Annotated in this window: 21 protein-coding genes and 4 pseudogenes; 14 read left to right on the top strand and 11 right to left on the bottom strand. The window is 63.9% G+C overall.

The genetic code is table 11. The annotated features are described in order from the left end of the window. Positions 1-37 precede the first annotated feature (37 nt). The 10 genes and pseudogenes from V6M61_RS05820 to V6M61_RS05775 all read left to right on the top strand — a co-directional run. Positions 38-1,309, top strand: coding sequence for an ABC transporter substrate-binding protein (locus V6M61_RS05820; RefSeq protein WP_332775623.1), 1,272 nt, complete (start codon positions 38-40; stop codon positions 1,307-1,309). Positions 1,310-1,331: 22 nt separating this feature from the next. Then, on the top strand, positions 1,332-2,222 hold the full coding sequence (locus V6M61_RS05815; protein WP_332775622.1) for a carbohydrate ABC transporter permease: 891 nt from the start codon (positions 1,332-1,334) through the stop codon (positions 2,220-2,222). Continuing rightward, complete coding sequence (locus V6M61_RS05810) at positions 2,219-3,049, top strand: carbohydrate ABC transporter permease (RefSeq protein WP_332775621.1); 831 nt, start codon at positions 2,219-2,221, stop codon at positions 3,047-3,049. The genes V6M61_RS05815 and V6M61_RS05810 overlap by 4 nt, the downstream gene beginning before the upstream one ends. A gap of 147 nt (positions 3,050-3,196) precedes the next feature. Further along, positions 3,197-4,312, top strand: a complete 1,116-nt coding sequence (locus V6M61_RS05805; protein ID WP_332775620.1) for a Gfo/Idh/MocA family protein — start codon at positions 3,197-3,199, stop codon at positions 4,310-4,312. 23 nt (positions 4,313-4,335) lie between these two features. Continuing rightward, a complete protein-coding gene (locus V6M61_RS05800; RefSeq protein ID WP_332775619.1) occupies positions 4,336-5,205 on the top strand; it encodes an aldose 1-epimerase in 870 nt (289 codons plus the stop codon). Continuing rightward, positions 5,205-6,113 (top strand): SMP-30/gluconolactonase/LRE family protein, encoded by a 909-nt coding sequence (locus V6M61_RS05795; RefSeq protein WP_332775618.1) that lies wholly within the window; start codon positions 5,205-5,207, stop codon positions 6,111-6,113. The genes V6M61_RS05800 and V6M61_RS05795 overlap by 1 nt, the downstream gene beginning before the upstream one ends. Beyond that, positions 6,110-6,901, top strand: a complete 792-nt coding sequence (locus tag V6M61_RS05790; protein WP_332775617.1) for an SDR family NAD(P)-dependent oxidoreductase — start codon at positions 6,110-6,112, stop codon at positions 6,899-6,901. The genes V6M61_RS05795 and V6M61_RS05790 overlap by 4 nt, the downstream gene beginning before the upstream one ends. 17 nt (positions 6,902-6,918) lie before the next feature. Beyond that, positions 6,919-8,523, top strand: coding sequence for a glycerol-3-phosphate dehydrogenase/oxidase (locus V6M61_RS05785; protein WP_332775633.1), 1,605 nt, complete (start codon positions 6,919-6,921; stop codon positions 8,521-8,523). 40 nt (positions 8,524-8,563) lie between these two features. Further along, positions 8,564-10,042 (top strand): NAD-dependent succinate-semialdehyde dehydrogenase, encoded by a 1,479-nt coding sequence (locus tag V6M61_RS05780; protein WP_332775616.1) that lies wholly within the window; start codon positions 8,564-8,566, stop codon positions 10,040-10,042. Beyond that, positions 10,039-10,343 (top strand): annotated as a pseudogene (locus V6M61_RS05775) (FGGY family carbohydrate kinase); the annotation flags it as partial. The gene V6M61_RS05780 and the pseudogene V6M61_RS05775, both read left to right, overlap by 4 nt. A 243-nt stretch (positions 10,344-10,586) precedes the next feature. Here the strand turns inward: V6M61_RS05775 and sorU are convergent. The 8 genes and pseudogenes from sorU to V6M61_RS05735 form a co-directional block, all read right to left on the bottom strand. After that, positions 10,587-10,949, bottom strand: a complete 363-nt coding sequence (gene sorU / locus V6M61_RS05770) for a SorU family sulfite dehydrogenase c-type cytochrome subunit (RefSeq protein WP_332775615.1) — start codon at positions 10,947-10,949, stop codon at positions 10,587-10,589. Positions 10,950-10,991: 42 nt separating this feature from the next. After that, a pseudogene (locus V6M61_RS05765) lies at positions 10,992-11,759 on the bottom strand (molybdopterin-dependent oxidoreductase); the annotation flags it as partial. A 167-nt stretch (positions 11,760-11,926) separates the two neighbouring features. Continuing rightward, on the bottom strand, positions 11,927-12,943 hold the full coding sequence (locus V6M61_RS05760; RefSeq protein WP_332775632.1) for a YeiH family protein: 1,017 nt from the start codon (positions 12,941-12,943) through the stop codon (positions 11,927-11,929). A gap of 190 nt (positions 12,944-13,133) precedes the next feature. Continuing rightward, complete coding sequence (locus V6M61_RS05755) at positions 13,134-14,135, bottom strand: Ldh family oxidoreductase (protein ID WP_332775614.1); 1,002 nt, start codon at positions 14,133-14,135, stop codon at positions 13,134-13,136. Between the two features lie 2 nt (positions 14,136-14,137). Then, positions 14,138-15,067 carry a hydroxyacid dehydrogenase gene (locus tag V6M61_RS05750; RefSeq protein ID WP_332775613.1) on the bottom strand — a complete coding sequence of 310 codons (930 nt, stop codon included), beginning with the start codon at positions 15,065-15,067 and terminating at the stop codon, positions 14,138-14,140. 139 nt (positions 15,068-15,206) lie between these two features. After that, positions 15,207-16,175, bottom strand: a complete 969-nt coding sequence (locus V6M61_RS05745; protein WP_332775612.1) for a Bug family tripartite tricarboxylate transporter substrate binding protein — start codon at positions 16,173-16,175, stop codon at positions 15,207-15,209. Positions 16,176-16,284: 109 nt separating this feature from the next. Continuing rightward, positions 16,285-17,460, bottom strand: coding sequence for a UxaA family hydrolase (locus tag V6M61_RS05740; protein WP_332775611.1), 1,176 nt, complete (start codon positions 17,458-17,460; stop codon positions 16,285-16,287). Between the two features lie 37 nt (positions 17,461-17,497). Further along, complete coding sequence (locus tag V6M61_RS05735) at positions 17,498-17,779, bottom strand: UxaA family hydrolase (protein ID WP_332775610.1); 282 nt, start codon at positions 17,777-17,779, stop codon at positions 17,498-17,500. Positions 17,780-17,927: 148 nt separating this feature from the next. Between V6M61_RS05735 and V6M61_RS05730 the strand changes: the two are divergent. Further along, a pseudogene (locus tag V6M61_RS05730) lies at positions 17,928-18,236 on the top strand (substrate-binding domain-containing protein); the annotation flags it as partial. Between the two features lie 8 nt (positions 18,237-18,244). Here V6M61_RS05730 and V6M61_RS05725 read toward each other — a convergent pair. The 3 genes and pseudogenes from V6M61_RS05725 to V6M61_RS05715 all read right to left on the bottom strand — a co-directional run bounded on the left by V6M61_RS05725 (position 18,245) and on the right by V6M61_RS05715 (position 21,024). Next, positions 18,245-18,948 (bottom strand): annotated as a pseudogene (locus V6M61_RS05725) (inositol monophosphatase family protein). Then, entirely contained in the window at positions 18,945-19,679 is a 735-nt protein-coding gene (locus tag V6M61_RS05720) for a GntR family transcriptional regulator (protein ID WP_332775608.1), read from the bottom strand. Before V6M61_RS05720 ends, V6M61_RS05725 begins: the two are co-directional and overlap by 4 nt. 4 nt (positions 19,680-19,683) lie before the next feature. Then, a complete protein-coding gene (locus tag V6M61_RS05715) occupies positions 19,684-21,024 on the bottom strand; it encodes an aspartate aminotransferase family protein (RefSeq protein WP_332775607.1) in 1,341 nt (446 codons plus the stop codon). Between the two features lie 129 nt (positions 21,025-21,153). On the opposite strand from V6M61_RS05715, the gene purU reads away from it, so the two are divergent. From purU to V6M61_RS05700, 3 genes are read left to right on the top strand one after another with little or no spacing between them, the layout of a single operon-like run. After that, a complete protein-coding gene (purU, locus tag V6M61_RS05710; RefSeq protein WP_332775606.1) occupies positions 21,154-22,002 on the top strand; it encodes a formyltetrahydrofolate deformylase in 849 nt (282 codons plus the stop codon). 28 nt (positions 22,003-22,030) lie between these two features. Further along, entirely contained in the window at positions 22,031-23,137 is a 1,107-nt protein-coding gene (locus V6M61_RS05705; protein WP_332775605.1) for a tetratricopeptide repeat protein, read from the top strand. 12 nt (positions 23,138-23,149) lie between these two features. Further along, complete coding sequence (locus V6M61_RS05700; RefSeq protein ID WP_332775604.1) at positions 23,150-24,016, top strand: LysR substrate-binding domain-containing protein; 867 nt, start codon at positions 23,150-23,152, stop codon at positions 24,014-24,016. Positions 24,017-24,269 lie beyond the last annotated feature (253 nt).

Below are 24,269 nucleotides of genomic sequence, written 5' to 3'. Positions count from 1 at the left end.
CCCTGTTGACTTTGACAACTACCACTAGGAGACGATGATGCAACGACGACACAAGCTTCTGGGGCTGCTGACGGCCGCCCTACTGATCGGCACGATGGCGCCCGATGATGCGATGGCGCAGACCAAGCTGCGCGCTTTTGCCGGTGGCTCGGGCCAGCGCCCCGACCTGATGCGCAAGCTCTTTGAGCAGTACCAGGCCAGGAACCCCGGCATCACGATCGAGGTCGAGACCGGTGGCGCAACTTCGGAGTTGCAGCGCCAGTACCTGAGCACGGTGCTCAATGCCAAGGACTCCGCGATTGACCTCTACCTGATCGACATCGTGAACCCCGCCCAATACGCCGGCGCGGGCTGGATCGAGCCGCTGAATGCCTATCTCGGCGAACCTGCCACGGCCATGAAGTCCTACCTGCCGGTGTACGCTGCGGCCAACGTCATCGACGGCAAGATCGCCGCCATGCCGGCGTTTGCCGACTCCATGTTCATGTACTACCGCCGCGATCTGCTGGACAAGCACAAGATTGCCGAGCCCAAAACGTGGGACGAACTCGCCGCTGCTGCAAAGAAGATCCAGCAGGCCGAGGGCGACGTCAACCTGCAGGGCCTGTCGATCCAGGGCGCACCGATCGAAGGCGCGGTCTGCACCTTCCTGCTGCCCTACTGGAGCCAGGGCAAGGAATTCAACGACGCCAGCGGCAAGCTGACGCTGGACAAAGCCGCCGCGACCAAGGGGCTGAACCAGTGGCTGGCCATGGTTGATCAGGGCGTCATCAAGAAAAACGTCGCCGAGGTCAAGACGCCCGACACCGTCAACGAGTTCAAGGCTGGTCAGGTGGTGTTCGCCGTCAACTGGGGCTTTGCATGGGACCGCTTCAAGGACGACGCCGACAGCAAGGTAGCGGGCAAGGTGGGTGTGATGCCGCTGCCCGCCGTGAGCGGCGGCAAGAGCGCGACCTGCATCGGAGGCTGGCAATGGGCCCTGAGCGCTTTCAGCAAGAACAAGGCCGAGGCGGCCAAGCTCGTCAAGTTCCTCGCCAGTCCCGAAGCGAGCAAGTTCCTTGCGGTGGAGGGTTCGTTGCTGCCCACCTCGCTGCCGGTCTATACCGACCCCGACGTGGTGAAGGCCGTGCCGTGGTTCAAGGACGCCGCGGCGGTGGTGGCCGCCGGCCGCAGCCGGCCCATCTCGAAGGACTACGGTCAGGTCAGCGACATCATCCGCACCACAACCAGCGCCGTGCTGGCGCGCACCAAGACGCCCGACGAAGGCGTGGCCGAGATCGAAGGCCGCCTGCGGCGCGTGATGCGGTGAAGGCGCAGCAAAGGAGTTTGATGTGATACAGATCAACCGTCTGCGAGACCCTAGCGACAGGACGCTGGCGGTGATGCTGCTGGCCCCGGCCTTCCTGCTGCTCGCGCTGATCGTGGTCTACCCGATCGGCCGGCTGATCTGGAACAGCTTCTTCGATCTGCGGCTGTCCGGTGGCGGCGGCGCGAAGTTCATCGGCCTTGAGAACTACGCGCTGGTGCTGCAGGACAAGGACTTCTGGAGCGCGACCTGGAATACCGTGCTAATCACGCTTATCACGGTGCCGGGCGCCCTGGTGGTGGGGCTGGGCCTTGCAATGCTGGCCAACCTGCCGTTCAAGCGGCAGTGGCCGGTGCGCCTGGCGCTGTTGCTGCCCTGGGCGCTGCCGCTGGCCTTCGCGGGTCTGATCTTCGCGTGGTTCTTCCATTCGGAGTACGGCGTTGTCAACGACGCGATGCGGCGCTTCGGCCAGCAGGGGCAGCGCATGTGGCTGCTCGAGCCGTCCTGGGCGTTCGCGGCGATCTGCCTCACCATCATCTGGAAGACCAGCTCGTTCATGGCGCTGATCCTGCTCGCGGGTCTGCAGATGATCCCGAAGTCGCTGTACGAGGCAGCCGAGGTCGACGGTGCTTCCAGGTGGCAGCAGTTCTGGCAGATCACGATACCGATGCTGATGCCCTCGATCATCGTCGCGCTGATCTTCCGCACCATCACGGCGCTGCAGACCTTCGACATCCCCTACACGATGACCAAGGGCGGCCCCGGCAATTCCACCGAAACGCTGGCGATGCTGATTCACAAGACCACCATCGACTACCTCGATGTCGGCTACGGCTCGACGCTGGCGGTGTTCATGTTTGTCCTGTCGCTGTTCATCACGGGCTTTTACCTCAAACGGATTGGACGCAACGCATGAACAGACTGCTTGAAGGACGATCGCTGCGCTTGCTCGCTGCCGCTCTCGTTGTCATCAACGGGTTCTTTCCCGCCGTCTGGATCCTGCTGACCTCGCTCAAGACCGAGGCCGAGCTGGTGAGGAAGCCCATCACTTACCTGCCGCACGAACTGGTGCTGAGCAACTACGTGCAGGCCTTCACGGACCAGCCGCTGCTGAAGTACCTCGCCAATAGCCTGGCGGTGGCGGCGATCTCGACGGCCGTGGCGCTGATCGTTGCGGCCTTCGCGGCCTACGCCATTTCGCGGCTCAACCTCCGGCACCGGCAACTGATCCTCACCTGCATCGTGGCCTCCAGCATGTTCCCGCTGGTCACGCTGCTGGTACCGATCTTCGAGACCATGCGCAACCTGAACCTGCTCAACACCTACACGGCCCTGGTGCTGCCGTACACCGTGCTGAGCCTGCCGGTCTGCACGCTGGTGCTGGTGAGCTTTTTTCAGAGCATCCCGAAGGACCTGGAGAACGCCGCCATGATCGACGGCTGTACCCGCATGGGTGCGCTGTGGCGCGTCGTCGTCCCACTCGCCGCGCCGGGCGTGTTCACGGCCGGCATCCTTGCCTTCGTCAATGCGTGGGACGAGTTCCTGCTGGCCCTCTCGCTGAATGCGAGCGCGTCCATGCGCACGCTGCCGGTCGGCATTTCGCTGTACCAGGGTGAGTTCACATTCCCGTGGCCTGTCATCTCGGCTGCGCTGGTCGTCGCCATCGTGCCCATCGCCGTTCTGATCGCGGTGTTCCAGGAACGCGTGGTCGGCGGACTGACGCAAGGCGGCCTGAAGGGCTGAACCGGGACTCGCGCCGTATCTGCCAGACAAGTTCATGGAAGACAAATCATGAAAAGAACAAATCCGATGCTGCCGGCCTTGGCCGAAGCCACCTCCGCTGCAGTGGCGCCCGCCCTGCGTGATCAACAAAGATAGTGAAAGTAACCTATGTCCCAGATTCTTCGTTACGGCATCATTGGCTGCGGCAGCATGGGCCGCGAGCATATTGAAAATATCAAGGCACTGGGTGGCGCGCAGGTCACTGCCATCGCTGACCCGCATCCGGACAGCCGCGCCGCGGCGCTGGCGCTGCTGCCGCCGGACGTGCAGGCCTTCGATCACCACCAGCCGCTGCTCGACAGTGGCCTGTGCGATGCCGTGGTGATCGCCACGCCCAACTTCACCCACATCGAGATGATGCGGGCCGCGCTGCAGACCGACCTGCACATCCTGATCGAAAAGCCCCTGGTGACGCGCATCGAGGACGGCGTGGACATGATCGAGCGTGCGGCCGGCCGCCGTGGCATGGTCTGGGTCGCGCAGGAATACCGCTACATGCCCCCGGTCGCGGAAATGATCCGCATGGCGCACGAAGGGGCGGTGGGGAAACTGCACCAGGTGGCGATCCGCGAACACCGGGAGCCGTTCTATCCCAAGGTGGGCGACTGGAACCGCTTCACCGCCAACACGGGCGGCACACTGGTGGAAAAGTGCTGCCACTACTTCAACCTGATGGATCTGATCCTGCGCGAGAAACCGGCGCGCGTGTTTGCGTCGGGCGGGCAGCGCGTCAACCACCTTAACGAGGAATACGGCGGTCGCCGACCGGATATTCTCGACAGTGCCTATGTGATCATTGAGTATCCGAGCGGCGCCCGCGCGATGCTCGACCTGTGCATGTTTGCCGAGAACTCGATCGACAACGAGCACCTCGTCGTCGTCGGCGACGAGGGCAAGCTCGAGTCGCTGCTACCCTCGCTGACGCTGCGCCACGGCCGGCGCGAGGATTGGGGCCGGCGCGAGCTCTGGGGCCAGCCCTCGGGCACCGGCAAGGGCGTCGCGGTGCGCCGCGTGTGGGACACCAACATCAAGTACGCGGGTCAGCACTTCGGCGCCTCGTACATCGAGCACCAGCACTTCGCGGCGGCGATCCGCAACGGCACGCCGCCCGAGATCACGCTCGAGGAAGGGCTGCGCAGCGTCGCGACCGGTCTGGCTGCCCACCTGAGCATAGCCACCGGCCGCGCCGTGCTGATGAGCGAAGTGCTGCCGGCGGGCTGGTGAGCGCGCGGCAGGCCGGGCACGACATGACAAGCACCCCCACGATCGTGGACAACGGGATCGAACTGCAGGCGGGCGAACTGCGCCTGGCGGTGCGTGCCGACCTCGGCGGCAGCCTGGCCGGTCTGTGGTACCGGGGCACCCCCGTCCTGCGTTCGACCGAACCCGGCCGGCTGGACGGGGCCCGCCAGTCGGCGTGTTTTCCGCTCGTGCCGTACTCCAACCGCCTGGGCTACCGGCGCTTCGTGTGGCAGGGGCGAAAGTACACGACTCAGCCGAACTTCGACGACAGCCCGCACTCCTTGCACGGCGTGGCGTGGCTCAGGCCGTGGCAAGTCGTGTCACGAGAGGCGAGCCGGCTGACCCTGCGCTACCGGCACATCCCAGACGGACATTGGCCGTTCGCCTTCGAAGTCCACCAGGACATCACGCTCACGCCACAGTCGCTGCAGCTCGACCTGCGGCTGCGCAACGCCGACGCGCTGGAGCAGCCCGCCGGCCTCGGCTGGCATCCGTACTTCCCACGGCGCGCCGGCAGTCACCTGAAGATCGATGTCGATACCCGCTGGGACGCCGATGCGCTGCAGCTGCCAACGCACAGCGCGACCCAGGACGGCATCGATGCGCCCGTTGCGGCATTGGCCTTCGACCACTGCTTCGGCGGCTGGCGCGGCCCGGCCTGTATTCGCGACGAGCAGTTCTCGCTGCGGCTTTGCTCGACGCTGCCGTACCTCGTGGTGTTCACGCCACCGGCGCGGGAGCATTTCTGCGTCGAACCGGTGAGCCACGTCAATGACGCGATCCATAGTGCCGACCCGGCGATGCACGGTCTCGCGACGCTGCGGCCCGATGAGATGCTTGCGGCGTCGATGACGCTCGAGGTGGAGGCTTCGTGATGGACAGCCGCCTCGACATCCAGGCCCTGCCGATCGCGCCCAGCCTGCTCGGTGAATCGCCACTGTGGCACCCGCGCGAACAGCGGCTGTACTGGTGCGACATCCCCGATCGACGGCTGAACTGTTTCGACCCGGAATCGGGCCGGCACCAGCAATGGTCTTTTGGCACCGAAGTCGCCTGTTGTGCACCGCTGGATCAGGGGGGCTTGCTGCTCGCCCTGCGCGACGGTCTGTGGCGTTTCGACCCTGCGGAGGGAACGCGCACCTGCGTGTCCGTCGCGCCCTACAACGGCGCCATCGAGCGCTACAACGATGGCAAGGCCGACCCGCAAGGCCGCTTCTGGGTCGGGACCATCTACGAGCCGCGCGATGCCGCGCGCGCGGCGCTGTACCGGTGGGCCGGGGGGCACCTTGGGCGCGCCGCCGGCGACGTCACGGTGAGCAACGGTCTGGCGTGGAGCCCCGACACGCGAACGCTCTACTGGGCCGACACGCCGGCCCATGTCATCTACGCCTGCGACTTCGACGCCGAGGGCGGCGCACTGTCCAACCGCAGGGTCTTTGCGCGTTTTTCCCCGCGCGATCCGGACCAGCCCATCGAATCCTATGGCGGCCGGCCCGATGGCGCCGCCGTCGATGTCGAAGGCTGCTACTGGGTCGCCATGTTCGAAGGCGCCCGCATTCTGCGCTTCGCCCCGGGTGGCGAATTGCTGCAGACTATTCCCCTCCCGGTGCGTTGTCCCACCATGCCCTGCTTCGGCGGGCCCGACCTGCGCACGCTTTACATCACCACCGCACGTGAGAAGCGGCCCGCGCCCGAGTTGGCTGAGATGCCGCTGTCCGGCTGTGTGCTGCACTTGCGTGTGGACGTGCCGGGCCTGCCGGCGAACTTTGCGAGATCATCATGACGACCCCCAACACGACTTACTATCCTTCGCTGAAAGACCGCGTTGTCTTCATCTCCGGCGGCAGTTCAGGCATTGGCGCAGAACTCGTACGCGCATTTGCGGCGCAAGGTGCGCGGGTTGCGTTCTGCGGCTTGCGGACCGACGGCGGACAGCCTCTGGTCGAGGAGATCACCGCCGCAGGTCACCCTGTGCCGTTCTTTGCTCCGTGCGATGTTCGCGACGTCGACGCCTATCAGTCGTTGCTGGCCGAGGTGGCCCGCCGTCTGGGGCCCGTGCGCGTGCTCGTCAACAACGCCGGCCGCGACGACCGCCATGCGATGGAGGAGGTCACGTCCAAGTTCTGGGATGAGAGCCTGGCGCTCAACCTCAAGCACTATTTCTTCGCCATCCAGGCGGTCGCGCCGGGCATGGCCGCGGCGGGCGGAGGCTCCATCATCAACATGGGCTCGGTGTCCTGGATGCGCGGGCGGCCCAACCTCGTGGGCTACACCACGGCGAAGGCTGGCATCCTGGGTTTGACCCGCACCTTGGCCCGTGAACTGGGCGGGCGCAACATCCGCGTCAACGCCATCGTGCCCGGTGCGATCGTGACCGAGCGGCAAACCACCTTGCACCGCGACCCGGCGGCCGACCAAGCCTTTCTGGACGCGCAGTGTCTCAAGATCCGCCTTGACCCGGGCCACGTGGCACGGCCTACGCTGTTCCTGGCTGCCGACGACAGCGACGGCATGACCGGCCAGCATGTGCTGGTCGACGCGGGCATCGCGCAACAATCGGTGTTGTCGTGACGACGCTCCTGCCCGCCATGGACCGGACTTCGCTGCTGGCGCGGCTGCGCTCCCGGCCCCGCTACGACCTGCTGGTGATCGGTGGCGGCGCCACCGGTCTGGGCGTCGCGCTCGATGCCGCAGCCCGTGGCTACACCGTCGCCTTGCTGGAAGCAGATGACTTCGGCAAGGGCACATCGTCACGCAGCACCAAGCTCGTCCACGGTGGCGTGCGCTACCTGGCGCAAGGCAAGCTGTCGCTGGTGCGCGAGGCCTTGCATGAGCGTGCCACGCTGCTGGCCAACGCGGCGCATCTGGCGCAGCCGCTGCCCTTTGTCATGCCGGGGTACCGGCGCTGGGAAACGCCTTGGTACGGGGCGGGTCTCAAGCTCTACGATGCACTGGCGGGAGCGCGCAGCCTCGGCCGCACCGAAATGATGTCGAGCGCGCGTGTGCAGGCCTGCCTGCCGGGTGTGCGCCATGATCGGCTTTACGGCGGCGTGCGCTACTGGGACGCCCAGTTCGACGATGCACGCCTCGCGATCGCGCTGGCGCGAACCGCCGTGCAGCGTGGTGCGGCGTTGCTGAACCATTGCGCCGTGACGGCACTGGTGCATGGGAACAACGAGGAGGGCGGCCGTGTGGTGGGCGCCCGTGCCGTAGACAGCGAGACGGGCGAGGACCTGCTGGTCACCGCGGACTGCGTCGTCAATGCCACCGGCGTCTGGGTGGACGCCATCCGCGGCATGGATGCACCCATAGACCGGTCCAAGGTACAGCCCATGGTGTCACCGAGTCAGGGCGTGCACTTGGTGGTTGACCGCAGTTTTCTCGGCGGAGATCATGCGCTACTCGTGCCGAAAACGGCGGATGGTCGGGTGTTGTTTGCGGTGCCCTGGCTGGGCATGACGGTGCTGGGCACGACCGATACCCCCCGGGACGACCTTGCGGCCGAGCCCGAACCCTTGCGCGAAGAGGTGGCGTTCATCCTGCGCGAGGCCGGGCGCTATCTGACGCGGGCGCCGCAGCCCTCGGATGTGCGCTCGGTCTGGGTGGGCCTGCGGCCGCTCGTCAAGCCAGACAGCGACGCGGGCGCGACCAAGTCGATCTCACGTGAGCATGCCGTGCGCATTAGCCGTTCGGGGCTGGTTACCGTCACAGGTGGCAAATGGACAACCTACCGCTCGATGGCCGAGGACGTGCTCGAGCGCTGCTTCGGCGCCGGGCTGCTGGTGCGGCGCCCTGCGGGCATGACGGCCGCGCTGCCATTGGCCGGCGCCCCGGCGCACAGCGACATGCCGATCTCCCGCCCTCCCGGCAAGCATCTCTACGGCACTGATGCAAGCGCTTTGAATGAATTACCGGGCGCGGACCGCTGGCTGTGGCGTTGCGATGACGACGCGCCGCTCCGCAGCGGTTTGAGCGAAGCCATGGTGCGCTTTGCCGTGCGGCAGGAAATGGCACGCACGGTCGAAGACGTGCTGGCGCGACGCTGCCGGTTGTTGTTTCTCGATGCCCGGCGCGCCGAGGAACTGGCCGCGCCGGTGGCCGCCATCCTCGCCGACGAACTGGGGCGCCCGATACCGGACGTCCAACTGTCCGCGTTCCGCCAACTCGCCCGGCGCTATTACACGCTGCCTTGACGCACGCTGCCCTGGCCCTGATTTTTCACTTCCCAACACCATGCAACAGAACAACTCACCACTGGCTCTTCTTCGCGATCCCGACTTGATCAAAACCGAGGCACTGATCGGCGCCGACTGGGTCAGCGGACGCGAGCGTTTTGATGTAACCGATCCGGCCACCGGACTGAAACTCGCCGAGGTGGCCAACCTCGGCGCCGAGCACGCCAGCCAGGCGGTGGCGGCGGCTGAACGCGCAGGGCCCGGCTGGCGCGCCCGGCCTGCCAAGGAGCGGGCGAGCATCATGATGCGCTGGCACCATCTGATCCACGAACACGCCGAAGACCTGGCGCGCATCATGACGGCCGAACAGGGCAAGCCCTTGGCCGAGTCGCGCGGCGAGGTCGCTTTTGGCGCGAGTTTCATCGAATGGTTTGCCGAGGAATCCCGTCGCGTCTATGGCGAGACCATTCCAACCACGGATGCGGACAAGCGCTACCTCGTGATCCGGCAGCCCGTGGGGGTCTGCGCCGCCATCACGCCATGGAATTTTCCGATCGCCATGATCACGCGCAAGGTCGCCCCGGCGATTGCCGCGGGCTGCACCGTCGTCGTCAAGCCCGCGGAGCAGACCCCGCTGTGTGCGCTGGCTCTGGCCGAGCTGGCGCGGCGCGCGGGCTTGCCGGACGGCGTACTCAACGTCGTCACCGGGGACGGCGCAAATTCTGTCGCCATTGGCCGCGCATGGTGCGAAAGCGACACCGTGCGGCATCTGTCGTTCACCGGCAGTACCGAAGTTGGCCGCATCCTCATGCGCCAATGCGCGCCCAGCATCAAGAAGTTGTCCCTCGAACTCGGCGGCAACGCGCCGTTCATCGTCTTTGACGACGCCGATCTGGACGCCGCCGTCGAGGGTGCCGTCGTCAGCAAGTACCGCAATGCGGGCCAGACCTGCGTGTGCGCCAACCGGTTTTATGTGCAAGACGGCGTGTACGACGATTTCGTGGAACGACTGGCGCAAAAAGCCCGCACTATCCAGGTCGGCAACGGCTTTGATACCGGAGTCCAGCAAGGCCCGCTGATCGACGCGGACGCGCTGGCCAAGGTGGAAGCGCACGTGCAAGACGCGGTGGACCGGGGCGCCCGCATCGTGTGCGGCGGCCAAAAGGTGGGCGAGCGAAGCTATGCCCCCACCGTGCTGGCCGGTGCTACCGCCGACATGCGCTGCGCCCGGGAAGAAACATTCGGCCCGGTAGCCCCTGTATTCCGCTTCCACACCGAAGCCGAGGCCATCGCCCTGGCCAACGACACCGAAGCCGGGCTGGCGAGCTACTTCTACAGCCGCGACCTCGGGCGCATCTTCAGGGTGGGGGAGGCGCTGGAATACGGCATGGTCGGCGTCAACACCGGGCTAATCTCCACGGCCGAGGTGCCTTTCGGGGGCGTCAAGCAGTCGGGCCTCGGGCGCGAAGGGTCGCACCACGGGATCGAGGACTACGTGGAACTCAAGTACATGTGCCTCGCCGGGATTACCTCGTGAGTTACCCGCTCGCCCTTGACCGAGGTACGTCGCGCTCGCGCAGCATCGTGTTCGACACGGCGGGCCACATGGTCGCCATGGCGCAGCGGGAGTTGCGGCAGATCTATCCGCAGCCCGGCTGGGTGGAGCACGACCATGATGTCTAGCCGATCTGCATGGCTTTGCGTAAACAATCTACGGCCCGCTCGTACAGGCGAGAACCGGTCTGGTCATCGACGTTTATTTCTCCGGCATCAAGCTGAAGTGGCTTCTTAACCACGTTCCTTGGAAGCTGGGGATTGCGGTAGGGACGGAGGTTGCCCTCCGCCCCTGCCGCAATCCCCATGAAGGCGGCAATCGGGCCGAGAAGCACGAAAAACAGGCCCAACGGGCCACGAGAAGGATCGCATTGCGACCTGTTTGCCCGTAATCGATCAGTCATCAGCCCAGGTGCGTGCTCTGACGGTACTTGTTCAGCGAAGCCTTAAACACTTTACGAAAACAGAGCAAAAAAATAAATCAATGGAAATCTTGACCCCGCTTGGATGAGTGGCTACGGTCCAAATCAGTTCGAAGCGCCGCTGGCCTTTGACACGTAGTGCGCCAGCGCAAGAATCTGAGCCTCACTCAGGCTGGCCATATAGGAAGGCATTTGCCCAATCCCGTTGCGAAGCGCTTTGGCTACGCGCAGGGCGTCAGGTTTGAGTTCGTCAAGCACAGGGCCAACTGCGCCGCTGGCCCCCGCATCTTTCAGGGTATGACAGACCGCGCACGCAGGTACTGCGGTCTGCATGAACAGTTTTTTGCCCAATGCAAGCTGGTCGGCATCATCTGCCGCGCGGGCCGGCAAAGCCGCGAAGGCTGCCAGACAGAACAGACCGGCCAGCGTGTAACGCGATGCGGTAAGGCGTAGGAAATTCAGCTTCATGGAGGCCTCAATTCAAGAATGAAAGGGATGCGTGCAGGTGCCTCAGGCCACCTTCACCATCACCGCGTGGTCGGCCCAGCTGGTGTTGTTGTAGCCGGCGGCATTCTCCCGGCGTTGCTGCGGCTGGACATTGCCCATCGCGTCCGTGGCGCGGCTGGCCAGCACATGCTGCCCGGCAGGTAGCCGGGTCTCCAGCACAAACTGTCGCCAGGCATATTTGCCCAGATCGGGACCGAAAAACCGTGCATCGGCCTAGCTCTTGCCACCGTCAACGGAGACTTCGACACGCCTGACCGCATGCAAGCCACCAAAGGCAACACCGCTGATCTGCGCCCGCCCTTTTTCAAGCGGCGCGCTGTCGGGGCCCGGCGAGTTGATCCAGGACTTCACCGTCATCTCTTGCACCGAGGGCTGGTTCGGATCACCTTGGCCGCCGGGCGGCGAGATGCGATATCCGTGCGACATGATTTTTGCGTCGGTTTCCTGGGCCGTGAATGCCAGCCGCTTGATGTACTTGATGTTGTTGACGCCGGTGCAGCCGGGCACGATCAGACGCAGCGGTCCGCCGTGTGCGAGTGGAATGGCGGCCCCATTCATCTCCCAGGCCAACAGGGTATCGGCCATGGCCGAGGCGGGAACCGACCGCTCGACGATGACGCTTTTCGGATCCAGTCCTTCAGGCAGTTTTTCGCCGCCCGTGCCCGTCATGAAGCGCATACCGCCCTCCATGCCTCCCAGCGCCTCGGCCACAGCGCGCACTGGAACGCCGCTCCAGATCACGCAACCGGCCGCGCCGACGGTCCAGGGCGTTGGCGCTGCCCGCCAGCAGATGGCGGCGGTTGAGCGGGGCACGTAATACGGACGCGGACAGTTGGAGCGGATCGTGTTGATTCATTGCGTGTGTCTCCGTTAAAAATCAGGGTTGATACGGCTTGCGGATCAGGGTGGGTGCGAAGAATCCGGGGCGGCTATTGTTTTCAGTTGCGCAACAGGATTGCGGCCAGGACAAACGCTGCCATCCAGAGCGTCTCGACCAGCAGCAGCATGAACGGACGCCAGCCGGCGCGGGCGAGCTGCATGAACGAGGTCTTCATGCCCAGCGCCGCAATGGCAATGACCAGACAGGCACGGGAGACATCGTTGAGGCCCTGTTGCACCAGCGCCGGCACGCCGCCCATCGAGTTGATGATCACCAGGCCGACGAACACCCACAAGAACCACGGCACCAGGGGCTGCTTGGCGGCGGCGGAGGCTTCTTCATGTTGTTCACGCTGCCGCTTGAACAAACTGGACACCACGACCACGACCACGGCCAGCATGGACACGCGAAACAGCTTGACGATGGTGGCGTAGTCGCCGGTTTCCTGGTTCAGCATATAGCCCGCACCAACCACCTGGGCGACGTCATGAATCGTACCGCCCAGGAAAAGGCCGGCCAGTTCGGGCGGCAGGTGCAGCAGCTTGACGATCAGCGGATAAATCACCATGGCCAGGGTGGACAGCACCGTGACGGTCACCACCACCATCAGGGTGAAGCGTTCGCTCTCTTTGTTGCGCGGCAACACCGCCGAGATCGCCAGCGCAGCCGACGCCCCACAAATCGCGACCGAACCACCGGACAAGACACCTTGCGCACGGTTCATCCCGAGACGCCGACCCAGCAGCAAGCCACACAGCAGCGTGGTCACGACAGCCACGATGACGATGGCTGCGGTGCTCCAGCCGAGGCCGGCAATTTGACTGGCCGTGATACGCGCGCCCAGCAAACCAACACCGAGGCGCAACACGGTACGCGAGCAGAACTCGATGCCGGGTCTGGTTTTGGCATCATGGCTGAGGTAGTGAAACGCCACGCCAAAGAACAGCGCATACAGCAGTTGGGGCCCACCGTGCAGTTTGGACACCAGGGTGGTGGCCATTGCGATCACGCAGGACAGGGCAGCGCCAGGAAGAAAGTGCAGCAGTTGCTGCAGAGGCGAACCCGGTTGAGCCATGGGCGCAACTGCTTTTTTGGCATCAGTGGTTGCACTCATGTCATTTGCTCCGTGCTTGCTGTCCGTGCATGCATCAAGGAAAGAAACGTGGCTGCCAGCGCGATCACTGTGCAGACCATCAAGCCCGGCAGGTTGGCGGCGAAAAAAGCGTGAGCGCCTTGCACGGATTTCACGGCGCGGGCGTGCGAGATCACCCTGCGATGGCGCGCACGGGCGCGAGTGTTGCTTCGGTCACCTCGATTCCCTGGCTGTTGGCCTGATCGGCCAGGTCGAAGCGGCGATAGCCCGGGACACGCACACCCTCGTCCACCAGCATGGCGCAAATTAGTGCCTCAACCCGCTCGACGTAGGTGGCAGAACCGGCCAGCGCACCCGGATCGATCGCGATGAAAACCTGGCCCAGCCTGGGCTGGTTGCCTTCCTTCACAAAAAAGGAGTCGACCTCGGCGCCGAACTGCGCACCCGTGAGCGCAGTGACCAACAGCTCGACCATCAAGGCCAGCATCGCCCCCTTGGTGCCGCCCGCCGGCAGCATGGAGCCTTCCAGGCCTTTGGCCGGGTCGGTGGTGGAATTGCCCTGGGCGTCCAGTGCCCAGCCCAGCGGAATGGCCTCGCCCTTTTTGGCCGCCACCATCAGCTTGCCGCGCGCCACTTCCGACAGCGACAAGTCGATGGTGACCGGCCTGGCGCCTTGGCGCGGAAACACCGCGGCAATGGGGTTGGTGCCAAAGATGGCGCGCTTGCCGCCTGCAGCAGGCATGGCGGCGGGTGAGTTGCCAAAGGCCAGTCCCACCAGGCCGGCGGCGGCGACCGCCTCCAAGTGGCAGGCCGCGGCGCCGAAATGGTGGCTATTGGTGACGGCGCCAATCGCTATGCCGCAGTTTTTGGCGCGAGCAATCGCTTCCTTGACCGCCAGTTCGCAGGCCGGGAAGGCAAAACCGTTACCGGCATCCACCAGTACCGCGCCAGCGCGCTCAGCCTGGATGCGCGGCTGCGCATTGCCGATCACGCGGCCTGCTTCGATGTGGCCGGCGTACATGGGAACGCGCGATAGGCCGTGTGAGGCCAGGCCCTGCGCTTCGGCCGCCACCAGCGCGCGGGCGGTGGGAGCGGCTTGGGCGGCGGAGGCGCCGGCTTTCTCCAGCGCGCGCTGGGTCAGGGTTTGCAGTTGGTCAAGGGTGTGAAGCGCCATGGTCAGACCCCCAGCGCTTTCGCCACTTCGGCGGCGATCAGGGTGGAGACCCGCTCATTGGCTTCAGCGGTGACGCCGGCCACGTGCGGTGTGAGGATGACGTTGGGGCAGCCGACCCAGGGGTTGCCAGCTTTCAGGGGCTCGGGCTCGAACACATCGAAGGCCGCGCCGCCCAGCGCACCAGTCTTGATAGCGGCGCAGATAGCGGCCTCATCAGTAATACCGCCGCGCGCGGTGTTGATGACGATGGCCCCCTTCTTCATCTTGGCGATGCGCTCGCTTGAGAGCAGGCTCTTGGTTTCCGGCGTCAGTGGCACATGCAGGCTGACGGCGTCAGCCTGGGCCAGCAGTTCCTCCAGCGTAGCGCTCTTTACGCCGGTCTGTGCCCACACCGCGTCATCTCTCTTCAGCATCGGGTCATGCGCGATCACCTGCATACCCAGGCCTTGCGCCAGGCGAGCGGTGAGCCGGCCAATGCCGCCAAAGCCGATCAGGCCCAGCGTCTTACCTGATATTTCACGGCCACTGGATAGGGCCGCACGCGGCCAGGCGCCGGCAGTCACCTCAGCGCTGGCCTGGTACACGCCGCGCAGCAAGACCATGGCGGTGCCAATCACGTATTCGGCGACCGCCAGCGCGTTGGCGCCTGTCGCGGGTATCACCTTCATGCCGCGGGCTTCGCAAGCCGGCACGTCGATGTTGTCCAGCCCCACGCCCAGCCGGCCGATGACGGTGGCTTTCCTGCACGCCGCCAGCAGTTCGCCGCGCACCTGGGTCCGGTTGCGCACCACCAGCGCGTCGCAGTCCTGCACCAGGGCGACGAGGCGGGCCGCGTCATCGACCAGCGTGGGGTCGTAGACGACGTTGAATTTCTGCTTGAGCGATTCGACCGCGGGCAGGTCCATGAACTCGGTGATGACGATTTTTTTCATGATGGGCTAAAGAAATAGCCGGAAAACCAGCTATGAAACACGGATGTTGGTTGTTTCAGCTTTAATCGCTGAGCGGACCTATTGATCAAGGGGTACGAGAGCACTTTTGCCTGAAGCGCACGGCTTTTTGGCCGAACCGTTAATTCGCCTTAATGTTGCGTTCCTTGACGATTTCGCGCCAATGCGCCACGTCCTTTTGAATGACGGCACCGAATTCGGTCGGCCCCATGCCGGTGGGCGTAAAACCCATGCCGGCCACGCGCTCACTCACATCGGGTAGTTTGACGGCCTTGATCGCCTCGGCAGCGACCTTGTCGATGATGGACTTGGGCGTGCCGGCCGGCATCATCAATCCCGTCCAGTTCTCGATTTCCATGCCCGCCAGACCGGCTTCGGCAAAGGTCGGCACGTCGGGCAGCAGCGCGTGTCGCTTTGCCGACGTAACGGCCAAGGCACGCAGCTTGCCGCCCTTGATGTAGGGCAACGATTCCGGCAGGTTGGAGACAATGAAGTCAAGCTGATTGCCCAGCAGGTCATTAAGCGAGGGTGCGCCGCCTTTGTAGGGAACATGCTGCACATCAATCTTGGCGTTCAGCGCCAGCAGCTCCAGCCCCAGGTGCGGCGGCGTGCCGTTGCCCGACGAACCGCCGTTGAACGACTTGGACTTGGCCTGCGCCAGAAATTCCAGCAGATTCCTGGCCGGATTGCTCGCGTTGATCACCAGCACCAGGGGGCTGGTCGCCAGATGAGCCACCGGCGTCAGATTTTTTTCCAGACTGTACGGCAACCCAGGAAACAACGACTGGTTCACCGCATGGGTCAGCGTGATGGCCAGCCAGGTGTAGCCGTCGGCAGCCGATTTAGCGGCAAGGTCGGCGCCCAGGTTGGCGTTGGCGCCGGGCTTGTTGTCAATCACCACTGGTTGCTTGAGCGGATCGGTGAGCTTCTGCCCGACAAGGCGCGCCATCACATCAGTGAGTCCGCCGGCGGCGAACGGCACGATGTAGCGAACCGGCTTGCTCGGGAAATCAGCTTGGGCCAGGGCGCCCAGGGGAACGGCCGCCAAGGCGGCTGCCATGACGTGAAGCGCGTTGCGGCGAGTATTCATGCGGCTCTCCAGAAAAACAGTGGCAAATAAACTGCAGTCGGATCCAGCACGCGGGGGCCCCGCATACCATTCAAATGACGCGCGGCTATTCGCCGCGCGTTCACGGGGTTTACGCGCTCTCGAACAAACGGGTCATCACAAACTCACGGTGCCCCAGGGCTTCCGCTGCGGTGAAGCGACCGTTGACCGTGGCCATCATCACTTTCAGCAACTGGTCGCCGGTCTCGTCCATGGTGCGTTCGCGTTGCAGCAGGCCCGAGCAGTCCACGTCAATGTGTTCGCTCATGGTGCGCACGGTGCGCGGGTTGGCGCAGACCTTGATGACCGGCACGATGGCGTTGCCAATCACATTGCCCTGACCGGTGGGGAAGAAATGCACCACAAAACCTGAGGCCGCACACAGAGTCACCATCTCTGCGGCTGCGGAGGACGAGTCCATGAACCACAGGCCGGGGTGGGTGGGCATTTCGGCCTTGTCCAGCACACCGTCCACCGTGCATTTTTTGCCAATCTTCTGGATGTTGCCCAGCGCCTTTTCCTCGATGGTGGTCAAGCCGCCCGCGATATTGCCCTTGGTGGGCTGGGAATCCGACAAGTCCGTGGTCTTGTTGCGCTGAATCATGTCCTGATAGCGGTTGAACATGGCCATGAATTCGTCGCGAACCCGGTCGTTGGCGCAGCGTGCCGCCACAATTTTTTCGCCACCCGTGATCTCCGAGGTTTCGCCAAACACCAGCGTGGTGCCCAGGCCGTGCAGTGTGTCAAAGGCATTGCCGCAGGTGGGGTTGGCACCGCAGCCGGAAGTCGTGTCGGATTCGCCGCATTTGGTGGAAACCCACAGCTCGGAAATGGGGCATTCCACCCGGTGCTGGGCCGTGGCGAGCTGCACATACTGCTTGGCCACTTTGGATGCCTTCATGATGGTTTCATGGTCACCATGGCCTTCGATGCCAAAGCCCACCACGGGTTTGCCGGTCTTGGCAATGCCTTCCACCACTTTTTGGGTCCAACCGTCTTCAATGCCGATGACGATCACCGCCGCCACGTTGGGGTTGCAACCCGCACCAATCAGCGTGGCAAAGTGCAAATCCAGATCGGCACCAAACTGCAAACGCCCATACGGATGCGGGATGGCCATGGTGCCTTTGATGTTGTTGGCCACTGCTTCGGCGGCGGCGTTGGACAGATCGTCCAGCGGCAGAATGATCACGTGGTTGCGAACGCCCACACGGCCGTTTTCGCGGCGATAGCCCCAGAAGGTGGAATCTTTGTTCAGAAATGACATTTGAAATCCTTAGTAAGTCTGTGATGGTTGTTTGGGCTTACCAGCGCTTGGTCTTGATGTTGTGAACGTGTGCGTGCTCTCCGGTTTTGATGGCCGCAACCACCTTGCCGATGTCAACGCCGTACTTGATGACCGTGTTGCCCACGGCCATGTCTTTCATGGCGACCTTGTGGCCCAGCGGAATGTCGGACGCGCAGGGAATCTGGATGGTGCGGTCCTCGTCGAGGATGAGCGCGGTGAGGGTCTGGCCGGCTTTGACGCCTTCGGTGACCACGACCGCGACGCTGTCGTTGGGGTCGTGCAGTACGCAGTGAATCATGCTTGCTCCTTCAAAAAATTGGGGGTGGCGTGTCGATCTTTCGAATCGCGTAGTCAACTATATCATCTATATGACTTGTTGACGATATTAGTGTTTCCTCTCTTGAAATAGTCAAAAAAAACGCTCGGACCCGGGCAAGGACCCGGCTCCCACGGCGGTGATCTGTGGCAACGACGTGCTGGCCTTTGGCGCCATGCTGGAAGCGGCCAACCTGGGCTTGCAGGTCCCGCACGATCTCTCCATCGTGGGTTTTGACGACCTGGAGATGGCGCGCCATCTGCAACTCGCCCTGACCACGGTGCGGGTTCCAACCGAAGCCATGTGGACGACCGCCGCCGACCGCCTCGTGGCCGCGATTCGCGGCGAGGCGTTTGCGCGCAGTACGGAAATCGACGTGGCGCTGGTGGTTCGGCAATCTTCAGGGCCGGCGCCCTCAACAGCACGCAAGCGGCGCTAAGCGACGCTTCAGTGTGCGAGCAGCAGCGCCCGCCATGCCTCGGCTAAGCCAGGCACCGCCGCACACACTTCTTTCGATGCAAGCCAGGGCAAGCCGTCAAGAGTGAATACCTCCCCGCCTGCCTCACGGATCAACAACACGCCGGCTGCAGAATCCCAAGCGCCCATGCCGCGCCGCCAGAACACATTGACGCGCCCGGCGGCCTCGTTGATGACGGCGCCAAAGCGCACCAAGTAGGCATCCATGAACGGGGCGTGCGGTTTGGGGAATACGGTGGAGGCCATGGCTTGGCGCAGCGCCGCCATGCGCGCCACCGCCAGCGGTTGGCCGTTGACCGTGGCGCCCTGGCCCAGGGCTGCGCTGAACACTTCGCCACGGCAGGGGTCGCAATGCAGGCGGCAATAGGCTCATTGCGCTCCAGCAGTGCTATCGACACGCTGCACAGCGGGTAGCCGCGCAGGAAATTCATGCTGCCGTCGATGGGGTCCACCACCCACACAAAGTCCTTATTCATGCCGTTCGCGCCACCTTCTTCGCCCAAAAAAAAAGCGTGATGGGGAAGGGTCTTGGCGATGCGCTGCCGCAGTTGGTCTTCGATGCGCAAGTCCAGCTCGCTGGCCCAGTCGCCGGGCGCCTTGTGGTGCACGGCGTGTGCCTGCCCCGCACCTTTACGCAGCAGCTGCACCGCCTCCCGCGCCTCGCGCGGGCTCATGCCGGCTGCATGCGCGAGACGTAGTCGAACTCCCGGGTGTCCACCACCGAGACGCGGTACTCAGCAGGCTTCTGGTCGAAGGTGAACGCCACCCGTTCGATGCGCAGCACCGGCGCGCCTGCCGACAGGCCCAGCAGCTGAGCGCTGATCTCATCAGCAATCTCCGCACGCATGCGCTCGTCGGCGCCGACCACCGTCACGCCGAAGGCGGTTTGGTACAGCTCGTAGATGGTGCCGCTGCGCTGCTCGAACACGCTTTTGGTCAGACCCGCAAACAGCGACGCGGCGATGACGATGCGGTCGTAAATCACCGGCCGCCCCTTGAGCGAGAGCACGTTGTCAATGCGATAGACCGGTTGCGCACCGTGCAACGCCAGGGCCAGCGCCTCTTCAGGCGAGGCGCGCGACTTGGCAAACGCGTGCAGCCGCACCTGCGGAAACTCGCGCGAGCCGTCGCGCCCGGCGATCTTGAAAAACTGGAACATGAAGCGTTCCCGGTCCTGCCGGCCGACAAAGGTGCCGCGGCCTTGCTGGCGCACCAGGATGTTGTCGGCCACCAACTCGTCCACTGCGCGCCGCACCGTGCCAATAGACACGTTAAAGCGTTTGGCAAGCTCGCTCTCGTTAGGCAGGGCACCGCCCGGCGCCACGCGGCCGGACTGAATGTCGGCAATCAAATGGCGCTTGACTTCGCGGTACAGAACGGAGCTGCTGGATCGACCCGCCAACATGGAATCAACCATGCTTGTGAATCGCGTCAGCCAGCACATTGACGATGCGATCAATGTGCTCCTTCTCCACGATGTAAGGCGGGCAGAGCACGATGTTTTCTCCGGCCGGACGCACCAGCACACCGTGGTGGAAGCAGTCCATGAAGATGTCGTAAGCCCGCTTGCCGGGCGCACCGGCTATCGATGACAGCTCCACCGCGCCGGCCAGGCCCAGGCTGCGGATGCCGATCACATTGGGCAGGCCCTTGAGGCCGCTGTGCATGGCGTCACCCAGCACCTGGCCCATCCGGCCCGCGCGCTCAAACAGGTCTTCCTGCTCGAAGAGTTCCAGCGTGGCAATGGCAGCCGCGCACGCCACCGGGTGGCCCGAGTAGGTGTAGCCATGAAAGAACTCGACCACATGCTCAGGCGCGCCGGCGTGGGCGTTCATCATCGCGTCGTAAATGCGGTCGGAGCAGATGACGCCGCCCAGGGGAATCACGCCATTGGTCACGCACTTGGCGAAGTTCAGCATGTCGGGCACCACGCCGTAATAGTCCGCCCCGAAGTTGCTGCCCAGACGGCCAAAACCGGTGATCACTTCGTCAAAAATCAGCAGGATGCCGTGCTTGTCGCAAATCTCGCGCAAGCGCCTCAGGTAACCCTTGGGCGGCAAATACCAGCCGGCGCTGCCCGCCACCGGCTCGACAATCACCGCCGCAATGTTGCTGGGGTCGTGCAGCGGCAGGATGCGCTGCTCCAATTCCAGCAAGATATCTTCCTGCCACTCGGGCTCCACCCCATTGATGTAGGCATGGTTGACCGGGTCATGGATGAAGCGCAGGTGGTCCACCCGCGGCAGCAGGGCCGCGCCATAGACCTTGCGGTTGGCCGGAATGCCGCCCACGCTCATGCCGCCAAAACCGACACCGTGGTAGCCCCGCTCGCGCCCGATGAACACATTGCGATGACCTTCGCCGCGCGCGCGGTGGTAGGCCAGCGCCACTTTCAGCGAGGTGTCGGCGGCCTCCGAACCCGAGTTGCAAAACAGCACCTTGTTCAGGTCGCCAGGCGCCATGCCGGCAATCATTTCGGCCGCCTTGAAGGCCTGGTCGTTGCTGGCCTGGAAGGCCGTCGCGTAGTCCAGCGTGTCGAGCTGCTGCTTGATGGCCTCGTTGACGGACAAGCGGTTGTGGCCCGCGCCCACGCACCACAGGCTGGAAATGCCGTCGATCACCTGCTTGCCGTCGTGCGTGGTGAAGTGCATGCCCTCGGCGGCCACAAAAATCCGGGGGTCTTTTTTGAAGCTGCGGTTGGGCGTGAACGGCAGCCAGTGGTGGTCCATGTTGAAGTCTTGGTAAGCCATGTCGGTCTCCTGCAGGCAGAGGTCGTTTTAAAGGGTTGCCTGCCATTCTGGCACTCCTGCGCCCGGTCTGCCCCGGAAAACCGGGCGCGGGTAGCAGCAAGCGGCGTCACCTGCGACAATTCATGCCCTATGAATCACGCTTACATCCTGACCCTGTCCTGCCCTGACCGCCGGGGCATTGTCCACGCCGTTTCCGGCTTCCTGCTGCAAAGCGGCGGCAACATCGAAGAGGCGGCGCAGTACAACGACCACGATACCGGCCTGTTTTTCATGCGCGTGCAGTTTGCCTGCGAGCAATTGACGCAAGAAGAGCTGCGCACCCAGCTGCGGCTGTTTGCCGAGCCCTTTGGCATGGCCTGGAAGCTGCACTCCACCGAGTCCGCCATGCGCGCGGTGATCATGGTGAGCCGGGATGGCCACTGCCTCAACGACCTGCTGTTTCGCTGGAAGTCGGGTATGGTGCCGCTCGATGTGCGCGCCATCATCAGCAACCACCGCGATTTTTACCAGCTCGCGGCCAGCTACAACGTCCCCTTCCACCACATTCCGGTGACGGCCGCCACCAAGCCCCAGGCCGAGGCCAGGCAGCTGGAAATCATCGAGGCCGAAGGCGCCGAGCTGGTGGTGCTGGCGCGCTACATGCAGGTCCTGAGCAACGATCTGTGCAAAAACCTGTCGGGCCGGGCCATCAACATCCACCACAGCATGCTGCCCAGCTTCAAGGGCGCCAGGCCCTACTACCAGGCGCACGAGCGCGGCGTGAAGGTGATTGGCGCCACCGCCCACTATGTGACCGCCGACCTCGACGAGGGCCCGATCATCGAGCAGGACGTGACCCATGTCGACCACAGCGCCACGGTGGACCACCTCACGGCGCTGGGCAAAGACACCGAAAGCCGCGTGCTGGCGCGCGCCGTGCAATGGCACTCCGAGCACCGGGTGCTGCTCAACGGCCACAAGACGGTGATCTTCAAATAACACAGCGCAGACAAGGGGAAAGTCAGTCATGGCAATCAACCGTCTTTCACACCGGGTACGCCTGCTGCTCGCCCCTTTGCTGCTGCTTGGTTTTGGCCTTGCGCACGCTGACAAGCTGGACGACGACTTGCAAACCGTCTGGGAAAGCCTGTGGGATCAGCGCGGAACACCGCAGCTGTTAGCGCGTTGGGAACATCAGGTTCGGTTTCGCATTTTTGGCGCTGACGCTGCCCGCCATCGCGAGCACATCATCCGCGCCCTGGAAGCAGCGGGGCAGGCAACGCGCTTACGCATGATCAATGTCTCGGACGATCCCGACGCGGAAAAAACCGCCACCCTGGATATTGAGATTGTCAAAGACCATGAGTTGCAAGACAACGAGGCGTGCTTTATGCGCCCTCTCAAGGCGACGAACCAGGCTTTCGACAAGGTGCAAGTCAGAATGCGGTCTCAGTCTGCGTGGAGTTGCACCTTTCACGAGGTCATGCATGCCATGGGCATACCAGGCCACCCCTCGGGTAAAACGGTATTGAGCTATTTCCCTTACCGACGCGATACGCTGATGGACCTGGACAAACTCATGCTGGCCGCGTGGTATTCCCCGGCGATGCCGCGTCGCGCGACTCCTTTTGAGGCTCTGGTGGTGCTGAGTGAAGCTGTGGCGAGGCAACCCGACCTGGGCTTGCCCGCCAGCGAGGCACAGAGCCGCGCCAAGGCTTTTACCCTTGCCACTCTCAAGGAAATGGAAAGCTTTGCCTCCGGTACCGGTGAAATCCCCGCGATTGTCAAACGGTCTGGCAAAGCCAGCAGTGCGTACATGGACGAAGCGCGGCGAGCAATTGGGTTTTTCATCGGCGGGGCCTATCTGCAGGGAACCATCGCAGCCAAAGACGCGCCTACCGCCGCACAGTGGTTCAAGCGGACGGCCGAACTGGGGTATCTACCGGCCCAAATCATGTGGGGCACAGTCCTGGCCAGTGGCATGGGCGTCGAGAAGGACCAAGCGGCTGCTTGTGCCTGGTTCGACCGGGCAGCAAGCGAACTGAATACCGTTGGGAAAACCGAGATAGGCAAGCTCAAACGAAACTTCTGCCCGCCAACTCCTGAAAAAGTTCAGGCCAGCCTGACGCAATAGGACGCTGATCACATGAGCAGAATCCCGCCCATCCAGTGCCTGCTGACTTTCGAGGCCCTGGCGCGGCTGCGCAGCGTCACGCAGGCGGCGGAAGAGCTGTGCGTCACGCCCAGCGCGGTGAGCCACCGGGTCAAGCAGCTCGAACAGATCATTGGCACCAAGCTGTTTGGGCGGGCCGATTTCTCGCTGACCACCGAAGGCAGTGAGTACCTGGCCCGCGTGCGCGAGGGACTGGCTTCGCTGGAGAAATTTCCCGGCGCCGCCACCGCGCCCGGCAAGCGCAAGCTCAAAGTCGCGGTCACGCCCACCTTTGCGCGCTCCATCCTGATGCCGCGCCTGCGCCAGTTCACCGAAGCCTACCCCGAGATCGACCTCACGCTGCAGGTCAGCATTCCTCTGCTGGATGTGGTGGCCGAGGACGCGGACCTGACCGTGCGCTTTGGCACCGGCCGCTATGCCGATGTGGAGCACATCTGCCTGCTCAAGGATAAAGTCACGCCGCTGGCCTCGCCGGCCTGGATTCGCGAGAACGGGCCGTTTGACGCGCCCGAGGACCTGCAGGGCATGCCGTTGCTGCGCAGCCCGCTGGAGCCCTGGCGCACCTGGTTTGCCGCGCACGGCCTCGACTGGCCCGAGCCGGTGGAAGGCTCGTCCTTCAACGACATCGGCCTGGCCTGCGATGCCGCCGCCCAGGGCTTGGGGGTGGCGCTGGTACGCCTGAAGCTCGGCGCACCCTGGATAGAAAACGGCTCGCTGGAGCGCCTGTACGAGCGCACCGTGCCCAGCCCGCACGCCCACTACCTGTGCTGGCGCACCGGCATGATGGACCGCTGGGAATGCGCCGCCTTTGCCGAATGGCTGAAGAAAAGCGTGAGCTGAGCAGGCCTGCAGAGGGCCGGAAAACAAAGCCCCCTGATTTCACGCTCTCATTTAAATTCTTTCAACCCAGCCGCGCGGCCTTGGCTTACAGTTTAGGGTCTGTTCACACTGATTCTGGAGGATGCGTTGCGAGCCAAAAAGGCCATGAGCAAGGCGCAAAACGCCGTCGGGGTGGCGTTGCGCAGCGTCCGTGCGCGAAGCTGTACAGCGCAGCAACGCCAATGCCGCCCTTCGCCTGGTTCGCTTCGCAGAC

Origin of the sequence: Polaromonas sp. (assembly GCF_036676035.1) — a bacterium.
GTDB lineage: Bacteria > Pseudomonadota > Gammaproteobacteria > Burkholderiales > Burkholderiaceae_C > Polaromonas.
The sequence above is the reverse complement of the archived record's forward strand: the minus strand, read 5'-3'. Positions and strand labels throughout refer to the sequence as shown.